This is a genomic window from Campylobacteraceae bacterium (genome assembly GCA_013215945.1).
GTDB lineage: Bacteria > Campylobacterota > Campylobacteria > Campylobacterales > Arcobacteraceae > NORP36.
The window spans coordinates 1-19,507 of sequence record JABSOM010000007.1; the positions used below are offsets into that span (position 1 = coordinate 1).

The window sequence follows — 19,507 nt, forward strand, 5'->3', positions numbered from 1 at the left end:
GTCATTTCTGCCAATCCTCCTATGTTAATCTTTTCTCCTGTAAACAGAGGAAAAGATGCTTCTAAAAAAGATACTTTGCTTAATATAGAAGAAACAAAAGAAGTTGTAATTAATATAGTTAATTATGAGATGGTGCAACAAATGTCTTTAAGCAGTGCGGATTACCCAAGGGGCGTAAATGAGTTTGAAAAAGCAGGTTTTACTATGCTTGAATCAGAAAAAATAAAACCCTTTAGAGTAAAAGAAGCACCTGTTCAGTTTGAATGTATAGTAAAAGATATTATTCATATTGCTCCTAATGGAGGGGCTGGTAATCTTATTATTTGTGAAATAGTAAAAATGCACTTTAATAAAAATATATTAACGCCTAAAAACAGAATTGACCCTTATAAAATAGATTTAGTAGCACGTGCTGGGGGTAATTTTTACTCACGTGCACAAACAGGATACTTTGAAATAGCAAAACCCTTTGCAGCTTTAGGTATTGGTTTTGAGAATCTTCCAAAAGAAATATTAAACAGTGAAATTTTAAGTGGAAATGATTTAGGAAAACTAGCAAGTGTAGAAGTTTTACCAAAAGAAGAAGAAATAAAAGACTTTAAAAATAATATTAAAAGTGATATAAATAGCCATGAATTAGCAAAAGCCTATTTAGAAAAAGATGAAATAATGAAAGCTTGGCTGGTTTTATTATAAAAATTTAAACAAAGGAAAAACAGTGAATTTTAATAGTGTATTAGATAATTGTAAAACATATGAAGCTGGTAAACCCATTGAATTATTAGTAAGAGAATATGGAATAAATGCAAAAGATGTTATTAAATTAGCAAGCAATGAAAATCCTTATGGAACCTCTCCAAAGGTTGTTAAAAAACTACAAGAATTAAGTTCTAGTGTATTTATGTATCCTGATGATTCGATGTATGAGTTAAAAGAAGCCTTAGCTTCTAAGTATGAAGTAGAAAAAGATAATATTATCATAGGTTCAGGAAGTGATCAGTTATTAAACTTTTGCGTAAAAGCAAAATGTAATGAAAACTCAAAAATGTTAATGAGTAAAACAACTTTTGCTTTGTATGAAATATATGGAAAACAAGTAGGGTGTAAAATTCTTAAAACAAAAGACGATGAGCATAATTTGGCACAATTTTTAGAGGTGTATAAAAAAGAAGGGGCAGATATTATCTTTTTATGTTTACCTAATAATCCTTTAGGTGAGTGTTTGGATAAAAAAGATGTGTATAATTTTTTAAATGAAATAGATTCCAATACTTTGGTAATTGTTGATGGTGCTTATCAAGAATATGCATCTTATAAGGACAAGAATAAAAAAATTAATCCTCATGATTTAATATCTACCTATTCTAACTGTATTTATTTAGGAACATTTTCTAAAGCTTATTCTTTGGGTGGATTAAGAGTTGGTTATGGAATTGCAAGTAAAGAAATTATATCTTATTTACATAAATTAAGACCGCCTTTTAATATTACAAATTTATCTTTAGCAGGAGCAATTGAAGCTTTAAAAGATGAAGAATTTGTAAGTGCTTGTATTGTTAAAAACTTTGAAGAAATGAAACGATATGAAGATTATGCGAAAGAGAAAGGTTTTTCTTTTATTGAGTCTTATACTAATTTTATTACCTTAAAATTTGATGCTTTATATGTGGCTTCAAAAGTAGCAGATGCTTTATTGAAAAAAGGAATAATTATTAGAGACTTATCTCCTTATTCTTTAAATGCAATAAGAATAACAATAGGAAGAAAAGAACAAAATACAAGAGTATTTGAAGTCTTAGATGAGATTTTACCATCGTGTAAATAAATACTAGGTCTTTTTTGGCTAAAAAGACCCTACAATATTAAAGGAATGTTATGAAAGGGAATAGTAAATATACATCCAAATTAATGGATGAAAATGGTTATATAGAGTGGAGTAAAGAAGAAAATGAAACCTGGTCTTTATTAATAAAAAGACAAATGAAATGTATTAAGGGTAAAGCATGTGATGAATTCATTGAAGGCTTAGATAAGTTAAATTTGCCTATGGATAAAATACCTCAGTTAAAAGATGTAAGCGCTGTGATGTATGAAAATACGGGTTGGCTTTGTGAAGCAGTACCTGCACTTATTAGTTTTGATAAATTTTTTGATCTTTTGGCAAATAAGAAGTTTCCAGTGGCTACTTTTATTCGTACAAAAGAAGATTTCGATTATTTAACAGAACCCGATATCTTTCATGAAATTTTTGGACACTGTGGCATGCTTACAAATAAAGCATTTGCAGATTATACCCATAAATTTGGAGTTTTAGGACTTGCTGCATCAAAAGAAGACCGAGTTTATTTAGCAAGATTGTATTGGTTTACTATTGAGTTTGGTTTGATGAAAAAAAACGATGAAATAAAGATATATGGTGGAGGAATTTTATCAAGTCCTAAAGAAACCTTACATATTTATAATAAAGAATCTAAGATTTACGATCTAAACGTTTTAGATGTTTTTAGAACGCCGTATAGAATTGATATTATTCAACCTGTTTATCATGCTATAAATAGTATTGATGATTTGTTTGATATTTCAAATATGGATTTAATGTCTTTGGTAGAAAAAGCAAAAAAACTTGGTTTGTATAAAGCCACTTTTGCTCCCAAAAATAAAATAGCTAGTTAAAGGAAAAAAATGTCTGAATTAAGTATACAAAAATGTGAGGCTTGTAATGCCGACGCACCTAAAGTAAGTGATGAAGAATTGAAAAGTTTAATGAAAATGATTCCTGCTTGGACTCCTATTGTTGTTGATAATGTTATGCAATTACAACGAGTATATAGCTTTAAAAACTTTAAAGAAGCACTTGCTTTTACAAATAAAGTAGGGGTATTAGCTGAAAAAGAGTTCCATCATCCTGGTATTTTAACAGAATGGGGAAAAGTAACGGTTACTTATTGGACTCATGCTATAAAAGGCTTGCATAAAAATGATTTTATATGTGCCGCTAAAACAGAAGACTTACTAACACAATAAATATTATAACAAAACGCTTTATTTAAGTATAAGAGCGTTTTAGCTTAAAACATGGTTTTTTTCTTAGAAATAAGAGAATAAAATAATGCCAAAAAATAACTCAATATTATATTATTAAGTTATTAATACTAATTTATATATTAAAATAAATAATATATATTATATTATATTTTATTAGTAGATATTGTTATATAAGTATATATTATAATTTAAATAATTTATTCTTTGAATGTCATTAAAATGTCATTTAAAGAATTTATAATTAAATAATTAAAATTAAGGAGTGAAGAATTGAATAAGTTTACTAGAATTGGATTTATTCTTGCAGCTGCTGGCTCAGCTGTAGGATTAGGAAATATATGGAAATTCCCTTATGTGACAGGTGAATTTGGAGGAGGAGCATTTGTTATTGTTTATTTATTAGCAATTGTTTTTATTGGTTTGGGTGTATTTATTGCTGAATCACTAATGGGACAACATACAGAAGCTGACGTTTCTACAGCGTTTGTCAAAATGTCGAAATCAAACAATCCAAATTGGAAGTATGCTGGTTTTATGATACTTGCTGGTATGTTGATTCTGTCTTTTTATTCTGTTGTTTTGGGATGGATATTAAATTATGTGGTAACATCTTTTTCTTCTTTGCCTACTGAATCAGGTGCTGCGGGGGCTACTTTTGGTGCTTTAACAAAAGATGTTGGAACTCAAATTTTTTATCATACATTAATTGCAGGAACAGTTATTTTTATTGTATTAAGAGGAATTAAAGAGGGAATAGAAAAAGTAAATTTAATTTTGATGCCCTTATTAGCGGTAATTTTATTTGGATTATTACTTTATGCTATTTCTTTGGACTCTTTTTCAAAAGCAGTTTCTTTTATGTTTGTTGCAGATTGGAGCAAGATTGATGAACATGCACTCTTAGCAGCTCTTGGCCAAGCATTTTTTACTTTATCTTTAGCAACGGGTACTATGTTAACCTATTCTGCATCACTTCCTAAAGATGCAAACTTTGTAAAAACATCATTTACCGTTGCTTTTATTGATACTATGGTTGCTATTGTTTCAGGGCTTATAATTTTTACATTTTTGTTTGAAGCAGGAGCTCCTAGTGCTGCTGGTCCTGGTTTAGTATTTATTTCTTTACCTGTTATTTTCTCTGGTTGGGGAATGTTAGGACAAGTTATTGCGATTTCATTTTTTATTGCTTTGGTTTTTGCAGGAATTACCTCTGCTGTTTCTATGATAGAACCTGCACTACTATTCTTTACAGAACGCTTTAATATGACACGAAAAAAAGCTACTATTTTATGTGGAAGTATTTTTTATTCTCTTGGAATTATTGCTTTATTATCTATGTCAGATGCTTGGGGAGAAAGCTTGACTTTCTTTGGAAAGAATGCTTTTGATTGGATGGATTTCATTTCTTCTTCTATCTTGATGCCTTTAGGTGCAATTGTAACGTGTATCTTTATTGGTTTCTTTGTGGATAAAAATATCTTAGAAGAAAAGTTTGTTAAACATACTTCTATAGTAGTATTTAAGATTTGGTATACTTTAGTTAAATATATTATACCACTTGCAGTACTGTTTTTATTCGCTAATAAACTGGGAATAATTTAAGTTTAAAACAGAATAGTTTGACTAAAAAAGGAGCGCTTACGGTGCTCCTTTTTTTATGCCTAATTTTTATTTCTTAAGTATTTTTATTCCTAATTAACAATAAATTAACAGGCCTTTACTATCATTCTTCAAAAATATGGAGAAAAAATGCAAAGTAAAAATAATTATACAAAACACTTACATAAATGGATGTGGAAGTGGCACTTTATAGCAGGTATTATATTAATGCCTGTTATTTTATTTTTAATAATAACAGGTACACTTTATTTATTTAAAAAAATATACGAAGATTATAGTTTTGCTAGTATGCAAAAAGTACAGCCCTCAGCTATTGTTTTATCGTATGAAAAACAACGCGAAATAGTTGAAAAACATACAGGGATAAAAGTCTCTTTTTTAATAGTTTCAAAAGATAAAAATAAAGCGACTGCTTTTGAAATAGGAAAATGGAGCAAAAAAACGACTGTATATATTAATCAATATACAGGTGAAATCCAAGGAAGTATAAAAATAAAAGATACTTTGATGCATAAAATTAAAAAATTGCATGGAAATCTTCTTCTTGGTTATTATGGAGAAAAAGCAGTTGAACTCACTGCTTCTTGGATGGTGATTTTAATATTAACGGGTTTATATATATGGTGGCCACAAAAAGGCTGGAAATTAAAAGGTTTGTTTTTAATACGAAGAGATGCTGGTAAAAGAATTTTTTATAGGGACCTTCATGCAGTAAGTGCTTTTTGGATGAGTATTTTTATGCTTTTAACACTTGCGGGTGGGCTTCCTTGGACCAGCGTTTGGGGAGAAGGTTTTAAAACAGTACAAAAACTAACAAATTCTGGTTATCCCAAAGATTATTCTGGTAAAAAACTTTATTCACTGAAAGAAAATACACAAAAAATAAGTTTGGATGAGATGGTTATAACAGCTAATAAATTAGACTTAAAAGGAAGTGTATCTTTAAGTATTCCTCCTAATAAAAAAAGCGTGTATACGATTAAAAATAAAGCGCAAGATTTATATGAGCAAAAAGTATTTCATTATGATCAATACTCACAAAAACTTATCAAATCTTTTACCTGGAATGATGTAGGTTCTATGATGCAGAGCAGACAATGGTTAATGCGTTTTCATCAAGGTTTATTCGGACTTTGGAACTGGATTTTAATGTTAGTTGTTTCTTTATTATTCTTTTTATCTGGTATTGCTGGAATTGTTTCGTATTATTTACGAAAAACAAAAAATGACTTTTCTATTCCTGCTGTGCCTATACAATTTAAAGTAGGCAAGGGAATTATCGTAATTCTTCTATTCTTATGTGTATTTTTTCCATTATTTGGTGCGAGTGTTTTGTTAATTGTAATTTTTGAGTTTATAAAAAAATATTTATTTGAAAGAAAAAAGTAAATCATTTTAAATGATTTATTTTATATTCTATTTTATAAATCAATAAAAAATCTGTTTTTCTCTAAATATACTATGTCATCTTTTATCACAAGTACAAACAATAATAAGATGACAAATACAAATAATAAAAATGAAAAAAAAGAGATGATGATGTCTTTCATTATCTGACCTTTTGGTAAAAAATCCTTAGCTCTATTAAATAAGACGAAATATTTGCAAAAAACGGACATATAAATAAGATATCTTTTATAATTTGATATCCATAGAATTAAGGCTCTCAAAATTTATAAGTGAATAATAATCAATGATATATTTAAATTAAAAATATTAAAATAATTTCAAAATTTGAAAAACTTGACAAAAGAATAAACATATGTTAATATCTTCATATGTAAAAAATACCATATGAAGGAATATTATGAAAAAAACATTTAAAGCGGAGAACATTTCTTGTCAGAATTGTGCAAATTTAATTAAAGGTTCATTGCAAGATGATTTTGGAGAAATTAGTGTTAATTTGGAGACTAATCCTAAAGAAGTGAGTCTTGACATTGAAGCTTCAAAAGAAGAAGAATTTAAAAGTGAAATGGCCGATATTGGTTTTAAGATTATAGAAAACTAAGATGGGTGAAGATACAAAACTTCTTCGCTCTTGTTGTGAAGATGAATCTTATTTAGAAGAAATTCAAAACTCTTTACCAAAAGAAGAAGAACTTCCTTCTATTACCTGTGTGTTTAAAGCATTAAGTGATCCTGTAAGAGTAAAAATACTCTATGCTTTGCTTAATTATGAGATCTGTGTAGGTGAAATGGTAAGAGTGCTTGATTTACCTCAGTCACATGTCTCACATCAACTTAAGATTTTAAGAGAAAAAAACATTGTCACTTTTAGAAAACATAAAAAAATGTCTTTTTATAGCATATGCAATAACGACATCAAAAGTTTATTAGAGACTGTTTTAAAAAGTAGCGCTGACAAAGGATAAAAATGAAGAATGAAAACATTAAATTAAATATATCGGGTATGACTTGTGTTAATTGCAGTAATGGAATTAAAAAAGTAACTTCTAAAATGAAAGGTCTTATTAGCTCAGAAGTCAGTTTTGCGAATAATTCTGGCGAATTTGTAGTTGATACTGAATTTTTAGATAAATCCAAACTCATACAAAAGATAAAATCTCTTGGTTATGATGTAGTTGAAAATTTACATGCGCTGGAAGAGAATAAAGAAAAAGCCTATGTAAACTTACGAAATATGTTTATTTTCTCTTTTATTTTAACAGCCGCTATGTTTTATTTAATGTTTAGACCTTTAGGAGATAATACTCAAACAATCGTTTTTGTTTTAGCTACTTTTGTGCAGTTTATTGCAGGTGGGCGTTTTTATGTACTTTCTTATCAGGCATTAAGTCATAAGAACTATGATATGAATGTACTTGTGGCATTGGGAACTTCTGCTGCGTATTTTTATTCTGCTTTTGTGGTTTTATTTTCAGAGCTGATTCCAGAAAATATGCGTTTTGTTTATTTTGATGGGGCCAGTGTTATTATAACTTTTGTATTATTGGGACGTTTATTAGAAGAGCGTTCACGTGCACGTGCCAGTGATTTTTTAAAAAACCTTATGGATTTAAGTCCTGTAAATGCTAACTTAATACAAGAAGATGGAAGTATTAAAGAAATAGCTGCAAAAGACTTACAAATAAAAGACAGGGTTTTAATTAAACAAGGCGAAAAAATATCTACAGATGCTCTTATTATTGAAGGAAATGCGCAAATTGATGCTTCTATGATTACAGGGGAGTCTTTAGCTGTATATAAAGAAGAAGGCGATGAAATTATTGCAGGAACTATTAATATACAAGGGACATTAAAAGTAGAGGTTTTAAAACGCTCCACAGATACCCAACTTTCAAAAATTATTGAATTATTAGCCAAAGCACAAAGCAAACAAATGCCTATTGCTAGGTTTGCTGATAAAGTAGCTAATGTATTTGTGCCTATTGTTATTCTAATAGCTCTTGCCACTTTTATTTTGTGGTACTTTTTTGTAGGCGATACTTTGAGTGCAATACTTGCTAGTATTTCTGTACTTATTATTTCTTGTCCTTGTGCTCTTGGTCTTGCTACTCCAATTGCAATAGTAAGCTCTGTTGCAAAAGGGGCTAAAGAAGGAATCTTAATTAAAAACCCTGAGGTCTTAGAAATAATAAAAGACATACATTATGCGGTATTTGATAAAACAGGTACGTTAACCAAAGGTGAGATAAGTATAAAAGAGATTCTAATTGATAAGGGTCATATAGAAGATATTGCAAGTATTGAGCTTTTAAGTGAGCATCCTATTTCTAAAGCCATTGTTAAATATGCAAAAAACAATAATGTAGAAATGAATAAAGTTGTTGAAAACTTAAAAACAATTGCTGGTATGGGAATGGGTGCTAATATAGAAGGAAAAGAAATCTTTATTGGAAATATGCCTTTAATGAAAAAACATGATGTAATGATTCCCAAAGAGAAAGAAGACTTTTATAATGAAACCTTGACAAAAGGAAATGGAGTTATTCTTTTAAGTGTTGATAAAATATGTATAGGGGTTATAAGCTTAGAAGATAAATTAAAAGAGGGTGCAATAGAGTTAATAACTACTTTAAAGAAAAGAAATATTAAACCCGTACTATTAACAGGGGATAATGAAATAACGGCTAAAAGTGTAGCAGGTATTTTAGGAATAGAAGAAGTATATGCACAAGTATTACCCAATGAAAAATATGAAATCATTAAAAAACTGCAAAAGAAATCAAAAGTGATGTTTATAGGAGATGGATTAAATGACTCTATTTCTATTAAACAAGCTGATATTGGAGTAACTTTAAATTCTGGTTCTGATATTACTAAAGATGCAGGTGATATAATTTTAATGAACAATGATATAAAAATGGTAGAAAAAAGCATTGATTTGTCTTTTAAAACCATGAGAATTATAAAACAAAATCTTTTTTGGGCCTTTTTTTACAATGCTTTAGGTATTCCTTTAGCCGCTGGTGTTTTATATCCGTTTTTTGGAATTTTATTAAGTCCTATGTATGCAGGTATGGCTATGAGTTTTTCTTCTGTAATAGTTGTTTTAAATTCTTTACGATTAAAACTTTCATAAAAAAGTCTTGTTAAGACATGGTTAAGATAAAGTTCATATAGTATTAAAAGAAGCATGTAATAATTTTAAATCAAAAACATCTTAGGGTGTTTTAATTTAAGGACAAAATATGAAAAAAAGAATTATTACAGGAATGCTTATTTCTGCTGTTTTAGCTTCAGGTGTATTTGCAGGATCAATGCATAAAAAAGATGACAATCATAAGGGAAATTTTAAAAAATACCATATGATGAAACAAGGGAAAAAGATGCCCTTCTTTTCAAGCCTAAAAAAAGTATATTTAAGTGAACAACAAAAAACTGAGATTAAAAAGATTATGGGTGAACATAAACGAACATCATTTACCAGTGATGCTTTTACATCTACTTCTTTTGATAAAAGTAAGTATATCTCTCTTGTAAAAAACAAAAAAGAAAAGATGTTAGAATCAAAAGCCAATTTAATTGAAAAAGTATATGCAGTATTAAATACAAAACAAAAAGAAGAACTAAAAAAACGATTGGATGATAAAAAAGAAAGAATGTTATCACGACATAACAAAAGGTTTAATAATGACAAAGATATTAATGGTTGAAGACGATAGTGAGTTAGCAGAAATGTTAACTCAATATCTTTTAAAATTTAATATAGAAGTAACAAATTTTGAAGATCCTTTTTTAGGACTTAGTGCTTTAAAAATAAATAAATATGATTTGGTGATTTTGGATTTGACTCTTCCCGGAATGGATGGTTTGGATGTATGTAAAGCTATTTTAGAAAATCATGATATTCCTATTATTATTTCAAGTGCGAGAAGTGATATCAGTGATAAAGTTTCTGCTTTACAATTAGGGGCTGATGATTATTTGCCTAAACCTTATGATCCAAGAGAGTTAGAAATACGAATTAAAACCATTCTTAGGCGTTTTAATAAAAGTATTAAAATAAAAGAAGAGAAAAAAATCTTTGTTCTAGATGAAGAGAAAAAAACAATCAAAAAAAACAATCTTGTACTTAAATTAACAGCTGCTGAATATGAAGTACTGTCTTTGTTTTTGAAACGAGTGGATTTTATTATCTCAAGAGAAGACATATTTGAACATTCAAATTTATTAAATTCTGATTATGACAATGTTGGCTCATTATCTGTTATAATAAACAGAATAAGACATAAAATTGAAGAGAATACTAAAGATCCAAAATATCTTCATACAATCCGAGGAATGGGGTATAAATTCACACAATGAACAGACAATCAATATTTTTTACAATAACAATATCCTTTATTATTTCACTAATACTTGTTACGAGCTCTTTTGTAGTTCTTTTAATTAATGATTATAAAAATGAAAACCGCGAATTAAAGAAACGATATTTTCCAATAGCTCAAATGGTGTTAACAAGCCAAATGAAAAATAATAAACGTTATGCATCTTCATTTTCTAATAAAAAACATGCGAATTTTAAAGAAAACATAGAAGCAATGAATTTAGAGATTATTTCTAAACCAGGTGCTCAAAATGCAATCACGTATAATCCAATGACAAAAGTTTTGGTAAAAAAGAGTATTAAACATGGAGTAGTTCGTGTTATTTCCTTGAATAATTCTTTATACTTATATATAAAAGATAGAAAAAGAACTTTTTTATTAAAAGACAATAATGATGTTTTTGAGAATACAAGAATTTATTTAATCTTGGTTTTTGCTGTTATTTTTATTACCTTGATTGTTTCTTTTATCACAACCTTACGAAAACTCTATCCTTTAAAAATATTAAAAGATAAAGTAAAAATGCTGGGAGATGAACATTTTGATTTTAAATGTTGTGATACTAATAAACTCGATGAGGTATCTGTTTTAGCCAAAGAATTTAAAAATGCGGCCGATAAATTAAAACAAATAAAAGAGGCAAGAAATATTTTCATTAGAAATATTATGCATGAATTAAAAACACCTATTACAAAAGGAAAGTTTTTAAGTGAACTTGATAATAGTGAAAAAAATGATGAAAAATTGAAGAATGTTTTTAATCGTTTAGAATCCCTTATTAATGAATTTTCTTCTATTGAGGAACTTATTTCTTCTACCAGTAATATTGAAAAAAATGACTATTTTTTAGCCGATGTTATTGACAATGCTTCTGATATGCTTTTATTGGATGACGATGTAATTATTAATAAATACTCTAATAAAAAACTCAATATAAACTTCAAACTTTTCTCAGTTGCTGTTAAAAATTTATTGGACAATGCGATTAAATATTCAAATTCTTCAACGGTACGCATTGAGAGTAATGACGAAAATGAGATTTTATTTATTAATGATGGAAAAAAACTTTTGCACCCTTTAGAAGATTATTTTGAACCTTTTTTCATGAATGAAGATAAAAGTAAAGAAGGTTTTGGCTTGGGTTTATATATTGTAAATGCGATTTTAAAAGCCAATGAATATGAATTAAAATATATTTATGAAAATGAAGAAAATATATTTATTATAAAAGCTAAATCCTAAGGACACGATATATACGACATTGCAATTATTGGAGCAGGTGCTAGTGGTTTGATGCTAGGCTCATTATTAAAGAAAAATCAAAAAATATGTATTATAGATTCTAATGCCAAAATTGGCGCAAAAATTAGAGTAAGTGGTGGAGCTAAGTGTAATATCACGAATGAAGTAGTAACAAGTGATAATTATTTGGGTGAAAAAAACTTTGTTCAAAATATTCTTAATGCGTATTCTTCTGGAAAAATGTTAGATTTTTGTAAAAAGAATGCTTTAGAAACAATTTTTAATGAAAAAATTGTAAAAGGTACATACTTTTGTAGAAGCTCAAAAGATGTAAATGATATGTTTTCTAAACTAAATTCTCATGTAATATGGCATTTAAATACAACAGTTACTGAACTTTTATACAAAGATCATTATGAAATTAAAACATCAGCCAAAAGTATTTATGCCAAAAAAGTCATTATTGCCAGTGGGGGAATATCTTTTAAATCTTTAGGGGCCAGTTCTATTGCGTATGATATAGCTAAATCATACCAACATGAAGTCTCGCGATTAGATCCCGCGCTTGCTGGATTTACTGTACAAAAAGACCAGTTTTGGTTTAAAGAATTATCCGGCGTGTCTTTATATTGCCAAGCAAAAGTAGGACACAAAACCTTTAATGGAAATATTCTTTTTGCTCACAAAGGAATTACCGGGCCTATTATTTTAAATTCTTCTTTGTATTGGAATAAAGGGCTTATGTCTTTGGACTTTTTGCCCAATCAGGATTTAAAATCTTTTTTTAAATCCAATAAAAAGATTTCTTCGGCTCTTCCTTTGGTCAAACGTTTTGTTTTGGCTTTTTTAGCTTCAATTGATTTAGAAGATAAAGCTATTTCCTCTTTAAACAAAGAAGAAAAAGAAAAATTGTATAAACTAAAAAATTATGAATTCGCACCTGCTGGAAATTTTGGTTATACGAAAGCAGAAGTAACTAAAGGTGGGATTTTAACGTCACAAGTAGATGATAAAACCATGGAGAGTAAAATACAAAAAGATTTGTATTTTATTGGAGAGTGTTTAGATGTAACAGGGGAGCTTGGCGGTTTTAATTTTCAGTTTGCTTGGTCAAGTGCATACGTATGCGCTAAAGCTTTAAACTCTAATATATAAGAGCCTTGATATAATGGCAAAAAATAATTCATAATTATGAATACTTAGGACAGACATTGAGAGTTGCATTTATTGGAGATATAGTAGGGCGTCCAGGCCGAAGAATTATTGAAGCAAATTTGAAAAAAATAATTGAAGAACATAATATTGATTTTGTAATTGCAAATGGTGAAAATGCCTCTCATGGTTTTGGATTAACGGTTAAAAATGCCAATGAACTTTTTAAAGTGGGAATTGATTTAATTACGGGTGGAAATCATTCTTTTGATAAAAAACAAGATATGTTTGCTCTTTTAGAAAGTTACAATGTATTAAGACCTGATAATTATCCCGCTGGTTTAGTTGGAAGTGGAATTAAAATTTTTGAAGTGAAGGGTGAAAAATTGGCTGTTATTAATTTAATGGGACAATTTTCTATGCCTACATGCGAAAATCCATTTAACTGGGCTACAAGATTAGTTGAAGATTTAGAAAATCAAGGGGTTAAAAATATTTTTATTGATTTTCATGCTGAAGCTACGAGTGAAAAACGTGTAATGATGATGATGTTTGAAGGCAGAGTTTCTGGCATTTGTGGAACACATACCCACGTAAGTACGGATGATTTACAAATTGTACGTGGTACTACGTATTTAAGTGATATTGGTTTAACGGGATGCAGAGACAATGTTATTGGTATGGATAAAAAAGTTCCTATTCAAAAAGCAACTACAGGATTAGGTGGGCATTTTCAAGTTCCTACTTCTTGTAAACCTATTTTACAAATGTTAGTAATGGATTATGAAAATGGAAAAAGCATTGATGCGTTTAAAATTAAATACTTAGGCAATAAAAATGAAACAATCATCACTAAAGCCATGCTTGAATAAAATAGAAAACTCTTATGAGCTTTTTTTATTTTTAAAAAAACAAAATCTTTTAGAAGGTGCCTCTTTATATTGGTGGCCTTCTAAAAATGATTTTGAAGTGTTAATCGGTGCTATTTTAACCCAAAATACTAAATGGGAAAACGCAGAAAAATCTCTTAAAAACCTCTCAAGCTTGCATTATGATAATTTGGAAAGCCTCGCTAATGCAGACCTAGAAACACTTATTATTGCTATTACTCCCAGTGGTTTTAAAAATCAAAAATCCATACGTATAAAAAAATTGTGTTTAAATATTATTGAAACTTTTGGAAGCTTTGAAAACTTCCAAAAACAAGCCACTAGGTCTTGGTTATTAGAACAAAAAGGAATAGGACCTGAAACAGCTGATGCAGTAATGTGTTATTGTTTGCACAGAGATGAAATGGTAGTAGATGCTTATGCCAATAGATTATTGAAAAAATTTGATTATGATTTTGATTGTTATGAGGATTTGAAATATTGGTTAGAATATGGAATTAATGAAAATTTTGATAAAATATCCAAAATTTACCCCTATGAAATTGATTTAAATACGGTGTATTGTAGATTTCATGGAAAAATTGTTGAGTATATGAAAAAAAATAAGTAAAAAGGTATTTCTTTGATAATAATTCCTCAAACTAAAGGTGGCGTTGGAAAATCTACAGTAGCTATGCAAATAGTAGCTCCTTATTTATATAAAAAACATGGCAAAAAAATTACCTATATAGAAATCGATGATGAAAACAATGATTCTAATTCTTTTACAAGAACGAATATTGTAAATAAAAGAATGCTGGGAACGAACCGCATTACAGAACTTGATGAACTTATTTTAATGGATGATAATCATCACGTAATAGTAGATGTTGGTGGAAATAAAACATCTTCTTTGGTACTTGAAGAAATAAAAAAAGTAGGTTCTTTTGGTAATATTAAGTGGATTATTCCTTTAGGGGATGGAGAACTTGATGGTAAAAATGCCATAGCTACTATGAAAAAGATTAGAAAAATTGAAGACAATTCAGAAGACAACATTATTTTTGCTTTAAACAGAGCAATCTCGATGGAAGCTGATTATATAGAAGAACAATTTATAAACTTTTTTGGACATAAATATTTAGATTCAAAATCTGTTATTTGTGATTATGTAAAAAACCCTAATTATTTTGCAGTAAAAAATGATAAAGTAATTACCATGAGCAGATATTTAGGTTCAACTGTTTGGGAAATGGCATATAATAACACTGATTTTGCAAAAAAAGCGGTGGAAGCAAAAGAGTTAGGTGATATAGATATGGCTAGAAAGTATTTGTTTTTTAGACGTATTCAAACAGAATCAAAAGATTACGTATTAAATGTACTTAATCCAATTTTTTGTGAACTAGACAGATGGGTTGATATTAAAAAATGAGTGAAATGAGTTTTAAGCAGGCAAAAGAAATTGTCGAGCATTTAGAATTATCAGAAATTTCATTAAAAAAGACATTAACCTATGTCCATAAATCTACAAACAATCTAAATCTTTCTCTTGTTAAACAACAAGAATTATTAGATGCTGTGCCAAAAGCGCAAAAAAAAGTAAATACGTTAAAACTAGTACTTGTTTTAAATGTGGGCTTTATTTTGGGACTAATAGCTGGAAAATTCTTATTCTAAAAAATTAAAAAATTAATATATATTCAAGGAAGACAAATGGGTAAACAAGAAAAAATCGTATCAATGTTTGATGATATTGCAAAAACTTATGACATAACCAATCGTGTATTAAGTATGGGAATTGATAAAACATGGCGACATAAAGCTTGTAATTTAGCATATTCTTTTTACGATAAAGAAAATATTCCAAAAATTATTGATGTAGCTTGTGGTACAGGGGATATGATTGTTGAATGGAAAAAAACAGCAGCGAAAAATGGAATTTCTTTAAATGATATTGTAGGAATTGATCCAAGTGTTGGAATGATGGATGTTGCAAAAGAAAAACTTCCTGAAGTTGAGTTTATTGAAGCAGGTGCTGCTTCTATGCCTTTAGATGCAAAGAGTGCAGATATTATCTCCATTTCTTATGGAATTAGAAATGTAGTAGAACGAAAAGAAGCGTTTAGAGAGTTTGCAAGAGTACTTAAAAAAGATGGTTTAGTGGTTATTCTAGAATTTACAAAAAATGAAAAAAGAAATCCTCTTGATTATTTGACAGATTTTTATATGAATAAAATTCTTCCCATTTTAGGAGGACTTATTTCTAAGAATAAAGAAGCTTATACCTATCTTCCAAATTCAATTGATGAATTTTTAACACAAGATAATTTATCAAGAGAGTTAAAAGAAGCAGGTTTAGAGCCTATTTATGTAAAAGGGTTTTCCATGAATATATCTACCCTCTTCATCGCAAGAAAGGTGTAATCTTACAGCTATTTTTAGCAAATTTCTGCGTTGAAAAAACATTTTTGTTCTCTCACGCACTTTGTGTGCGCTCCTTCTCAAAAATATTTTTTCGCCTTGAACTTTACTAAAACTATCTATAATATTACACCTTCTTTTTAAATAATAAATACAAAACAAATAACAAGCACCCAGAAGGAAATTTATGAACGCTCTTACGGTCTCTACTTTAAACAATCAAATCAAAGCTTTGTTGGAAACTACTTTTATGGGAGCTTATGTTGAAGGTGAGATTTCTAATTTAACCTACCATGCTTCTGGGCATATCTATTTCTCAATTAAAGATGAAACTTCATCTATTTCTTGTGTGATGTTTAAAGGAAATGCAAGAAGCTTAAAATTTCAACTTGAAGTGGGAATGAAAATTTTGATTTCTGGAAGTATTACTGTTTATACTCCAAGAGGTTCGTATCAATTAATGTGTAATAAAATTGAGCCAGCAGGACAGGGTGCTTTATCGTTAGCTTACGAGCAGTTAAAAAACAAACTTAAAGACAAAGGGTATTTTGAAGAAACAAGGAAAAAACCTTTAGTTAAATATCCTAAAAAAATAGCTTTGGTTACCTCTGGTACTGGTGCTGCTATTGAAGATATGAAAAAAGTTGCTTTGCATCGCTGGCCTTTAGTAGAACTTATTTTAATAGCTACTTTGGTTCAAGGAGATAAAGCGGCGCAGGATATCGTGCATTCTTTAAATATTGCAGATAAATTAAACTGTGATTTAATTATTGTAGGTAGGGGTGGAGGGAGTTTAGAAGACTTATGGGCTTTTAATGAAGAAATTGTAGCAGAAGCTATATATACTTCCAAAACACCTATAATCTCAGCTGTTGGACATGAGATTGATTATTTAATCAGTGATTTTGTAGCAGATGTAAGAGCTGCTACTCCTTCAAACGCTATTGAAATTGCTTTGCCTGATATTAACGAACACAGAATGTATCTTGATGGTTTAAACAATGAACTTAATACAAAATATGAGCATATACTTAGTAAAAAAGAAGAACAAATTAAAAGTTATAAACACCTGTATGAACAGAACTCAATAGAAAATAAGTTTAATTTTGTACAAAATGAAATAAATTTAATGAAAGAAAACCTCTCCCGCCAGTTTAATCAAATTCTTTCTCATAAAGAATTAATACTGAATAATACCTTAAGTAATTTTGAATTAAATCATCCAAATAAAAAAATTAAAAAAGGTTTTGCACAAGTAATAAAAGATGAAAAGATAAGCTCATTGGAATTATTAAAAACAGATGATGAGTTTTATTTACAGACTTCAACGGTACAAGCATTGTGTAAAATTATAAATATGAAGAACATTTAAGATAATAAAGGATAAAATAATTATAATTGAATTTAATTATAGGATTTTAATATGGAAAAAGAAGAACATGTAAACTGGGAAAATACAAGCGAGTATATGACATTTGTTTTAGGATCTATGAAGTATGCTATTGAGTTGCCAAAGATTAGAGAAATTCTTACTTATCCAGAAAATATAACTGTTTTACCAAATACCACAGGATGGGTTAAAGGCTTAATTAATTTACGAGGTGAAGTTGTACCAATTTTAGATTTAAGAATTAAATTTTCCACAGGTGAGGTTGAATACAACGAAAATACAGCTGTAATTGCAGTAATTACTGAGAACAAAAGAATGATAGGCATTGTTGTTGATAAGGTTGATGATGTACAAAGAATAGATACTAGTACCCTCGCACCTGTTTCTAAAATGGGTTCAGCAATACCAGCTAATTATTTAAAAGGTTTTGTACGTATTAATAATAGTGAAATGTTAGTTATTATGGATATTGAAGCTGTTGTTCATAAAGAAGAATTGCAAAAATCTTAGATTAAAATTCTTGTTTTAATCTGCTAGAATTTACAAAATAAAATATCATCTGGAAATAACGAATGGAAAGTAATGTACTTAAAAATTTAACTGTTTTATATGTAGAGGATGATGCATCAATAAGAAATGAGCTTAGTCTTTTGTTAGCTAAATTTTTTAAAAATATTTCTACTGCAAATGATGGTGCTTTGGGTTTAGAAAAATTTATTAATAATCAACACTCTATTGATATAATAATTACTGATATTAATATGCCTAATTTAAACGGCATAGATATGGTGAAAAAAATCAGAAAAATAAACTCTAGTATCCCTGTGTTATTTACTACTGCGTATTCAGATAAAGAATTTTTAAGTGAAGCCATAAAATTAAGAGTGAATGATTATATTATTAAACCTATTGATGTAAGAAAATTGTTGGGCGTTTTAAATACACTTGGAAAAGTAATTCACAATGAAATTTTGGTAAAAAAACAAAACAAAGAACTGATAAATTATAAGAATGCAATTGATTTAAACAGTATTGTAATTAAAACAGATACTTCGCTAAATATTACTTATGTGAATGATTTATTTTGTCGTACAACGTCTTTTACTCAAACGGAGTTAATAGGACAAAACTTTTCGTCTTTAAAACACAGCGATGTTTCTTCTTCTATCTTTAAAGAAATATACAGCAATATGCTGGAAAATAAAACGTGGAATGGCTGTATAAAATATATTACAAAAGAAAATAATACGCCTTATATTGCAGAAACATTTATTATGAGTACACTTAGCGATGAAGGCGTTATAACAGGAGCCATTTGTATTCAAAATGATATCACAGATGATTTAAGTAAAAAGAGAAATACTCAAATAGCTTTGATGAAAGATAAGGGTGATATCTTTATTAAATCTAAAGAAGTGAGCGCAGAATCCAATATTTTGGTAAATGATTTAACGCTACAAATTAACAAACTAGAAGAAAATCTTCGCACTGTAAAACTTGAAAAAGATAAATTCATGTATGGTTTTGCTAAAGCAAAAAATGATTTAAAGATTACTAAAAAAGAATTAATGAATTTTAAAAATAATCCTGAACTTTTAGAAACTCAATCTACTTCTACACTAAAAACGAATAAAGAAAATGCAGATTTTAGAATTGAAGTTAAAAAAATGGCAGAAAAACTTGATGAATTGGAAAACAATAAAAAAAGAGCATTAAATCAACAAAAAATTAATTATGAAGTTGAAATTGATGATTTAACAACAGAACTAGAAGACTATAAAATAAAAATTGATAGTTTGGGGAATATTGAAATTATCAATCAAAAAATACAATACTGGAAACAAAAAGCAAAAACAGAATCCCGACGTGCAGAAGAAATAGAGCGAAAAGTTGTTCAAACAGGAGATGAATCTTTTTTAAAGAAAATATTTTCTAAGTAAGCGTTTTAAAGCGAAACTTTCGTTTCGCTT

At 28.7% G+C, this 19,507-nt stretch carries 21 protein-coding genes; all 21 read left to right on the plus strand.

Annotated features, from left to right (window positions below; genetic code table 11):
- On the plus strand, positions 1–696 hold a 696-nt coding region (locus tag HRT41_08345; protein ID NQY24033.1), incomplete at its 5' end, for a flavin reductase family protein.
- Positions 697–718: 22 nt separating this feature from the next.
- On the plus strand, positions 719–1,825 hold the full coding sequence (locus HRT41_08350) for a histidinol-phosphate transaminase (GenBank protein ID NQY24034.1): 1,107 nt from the start codon (positions 719–721) through the stop codon (positions 1,823–1,825).
- Positions 1,826–1,875: 50 nt separating this feature from the next.
- The gene (locus HRT41_08355) at positions 1,876–2,673 is read left to right on the plus strand and encodes a phenylalanine 4-monooxygenase (GenBank protein ID NQY24035.1); all 798 of its coding nucleotides are present in this window, start codon (positions 1,876–1,878) and stop codon (positions 2,671–2,673) included.
- A gap of 9 nt (positions 2,674–2,682) precedes the next feature.
- Positions 2,683–3,024 carry a 4a-hydroxytetrahydrobiopterin dehydratase gene (locus HRT41_08360; protein NQY24036.1) on the plus strand — a complete coding sequence of 114 codons (342 nt, stop codon included), beginning with the start codon at positions 2,683–2,685 and terminating at the stop codon, positions 3,022–3,024.
- A gap of 291 nt (positions 3,025–3,315) precedes the next feature.
- Complete coding sequence (locus tag HRT41_08365; protein ID NQY24037.1) at positions 3,316–4,647, plus strand: sodium-dependent transporter; 1,332 nt, start codon at positions 3,316–3,318, stop codon at positions 4,645–4,647.
- A 147-nt stretch (positions 4,648–4,794) separates the two neighbouring features.
- Positions 4,795–6,054 carry a PepSY domain-containing protein gene (locus HRT41_08370; protein NQY24038.1) on the plus strand — a complete coding sequence of 420 codons (1,260 nt, stop codon included), beginning with the start codon at positions 4,795–4,797 and terminating at the stop codon, positions 6,052–6,054.
- Between the two features lie 418 nt (positions 6,055–6,472).
- Positions 6,473–6,676 (plus strand): heavy-metal-associated domain-containing protein, encoded by a 204-nt coding sequence (locus HRT41_08375; protein NQY24039.1) that lies wholly within the window; start codon positions 6,473–6,475, stop codon positions 6,674–6,676.
- 1 nt (position 6,677) lies between these two features.
- The gene (locus HRT41_08380; GenBank protein NQY24040.1) at positions 6,678–7,040 is read left to right on the plus strand and encodes a winged helix-turn-helix transcriptional regulator; all 363 of its coding nucleotides are present in this window, start codon (positions 6,678–6,680) and stop codon (positions 7,038–7,040) included.
- Between the two features lie 2 nt (positions 7,041–7,042).
- The gene (locus tag HRT41_08385) at positions 7,043–9,211 is read left to right on the plus strand and encodes a heavy metal translocating P-type ATPase (GenBank protein ID NQY24041.1); all 2,169 of its coding nucleotides are present in this window, start codon (positions 7,043–7,045) and stop codon (positions 9,209–9,211) included.
- A gap of 109 nt (positions 9,212–9,320) precedes the next feature.
- Positions 9,321–9,785, plus strand: coding sequence for a hypothetical protein (locus HRT41_08390; protein ID NQY24042.1), 465 nt, complete (start codon positions 9,321–9,323; stop codon positions 9,783–9,785).
- Entirely contained in the window at positions 9,763–10,437 is a 675-nt protein-coding gene (locus HRT41_08395) for a response regulator transcription factor (GenBank protein NQY24043.1), read from the plus strand. The genes HRT41_08390 and HRT41_08395 overlap by 23 nt, the downstream gene beginning before the upstream one ends.
- Complete coding sequence (locus tag HRT41_08400) at positions 10,434–11,702, plus strand: HAMP domain-containing histidine kinase (GenBank protein ID NQY24044.1); 1,269 nt, start codon at positions 10,434–10,436, stop codon at positions 11,700–11,702. The genes HRT41_08395 and HRT41_08400 overlap by 4 nt, the downstream gene beginning before the upstream one ends.
- Positions 11,703–11,711: 9 nt before the next feature.
- On the plus strand, positions 11,712–12,857 hold the full coding sequence (locus tag HRT41_08405; protein NQY24045.1) for an aminoacetone oxidase family FAD-binding enzyme: 1,146 nt from the start codon (positions 11,712–11,714) through the stop codon (positions 12,855–12,857).
- Between the two features lie 56 nt (positions 12,858–12,913).
- Positions 12,914–13,726, plus strand: coding sequence for a YmdB family metallophosphoesterase (locus HRT41_08410; protein ID NQY24046.1), 813 nt, complete (start codon positions 12,914–12,916; stop codon positions 13,724–13,726).
- Complete coding sequence (locus tag HRT41_08415) at positions 13,692–14,354, plus strand: 3-methyladenine DNA glycosylase (GenBank protein NQY24047.1); 663 nt, start codon at positions 13,692–13,694, stop codon at positions 14,352–14,354. Before HRT41_08410 ends, HRT41_08415 begins: the two co-directional genes overlap by 35 nt.
- A 12-nt stretch (positions 14,355–14,366) precedes the next feature.
- Entirely contained in the window at positions 14,367–15,158 is a 792-nt protein-coding gene (locus HRT41_08420) for a hypothetical protein (protein ID NQY24048.1), read from the plus strand.
- Entirely contained in the window at positions 15,155–15,403 is a 249-nt protein-coding gene (locus HRT41_08425) for a hypothetical protein (protein NQY24049.1), read from the plus strand. The genes HRT41_08420 and HRT41_08425 overlap by 4 nt, the downstream gene beginning before the upstream one ends.
- Before the next feature lie 36 nt (positions 15,404–15,439).
- A complete protein-coding gene (ubiE, locus tag HRT41_08430; GenBank protein NQY24050.1) occupies positions 15,440–16,150 on the plus strand; it encodes a bifunctional demethylmenaquinone methyltransferase/2-methoxy-6-polyprenyl-1,4-benzoquinol methylase UbiE in 711 nt (236 codons plus the stop codon).
- A 184-nt stretch (positions 16,151–16,334) separates the two neighbouring features.
- Positions 16,335–17,519 carry an exodeoxyribonuclease VII large subunit gene (locus HRT41_08435; GenBank protein ID NQY24051.1) on the plus strand — a complete coding sequence of 395 codons (1,185 nt, stop codon included), beginning with the start codon at positions 16,335–16,337 and terminating at the stop codon, positions 17,517–17,519.
- Positions 17,520–17,570: 51 nt separating this feature from the next.
- The gene (locus tag HRT41_08440; protein ID NQY24052.1) at positions 17,571–18,047 is read left to right on the plus strand and encodes a chemotaxis protein CheW; all 477 of its coding nucleotides are present in this window, start codon (positions 17,571–17,573) and stop codon (positions 18,045–18,047) included.
- A gap of 62 nt (positions 18,048–18,109) precedes the next feature.
- On the plus strand, positions 18,110–19,477 hold the full coding sequence (locus HRT41_08445) for a response regulator (GenBank protein NQY24053.1): 1,368 nt from the start codon (positions 18,110–18,112) through the stop codon (positions 19,475–19,477).
- Positions 19,478–19,507 lie beyond the last annotated feature (30 nt).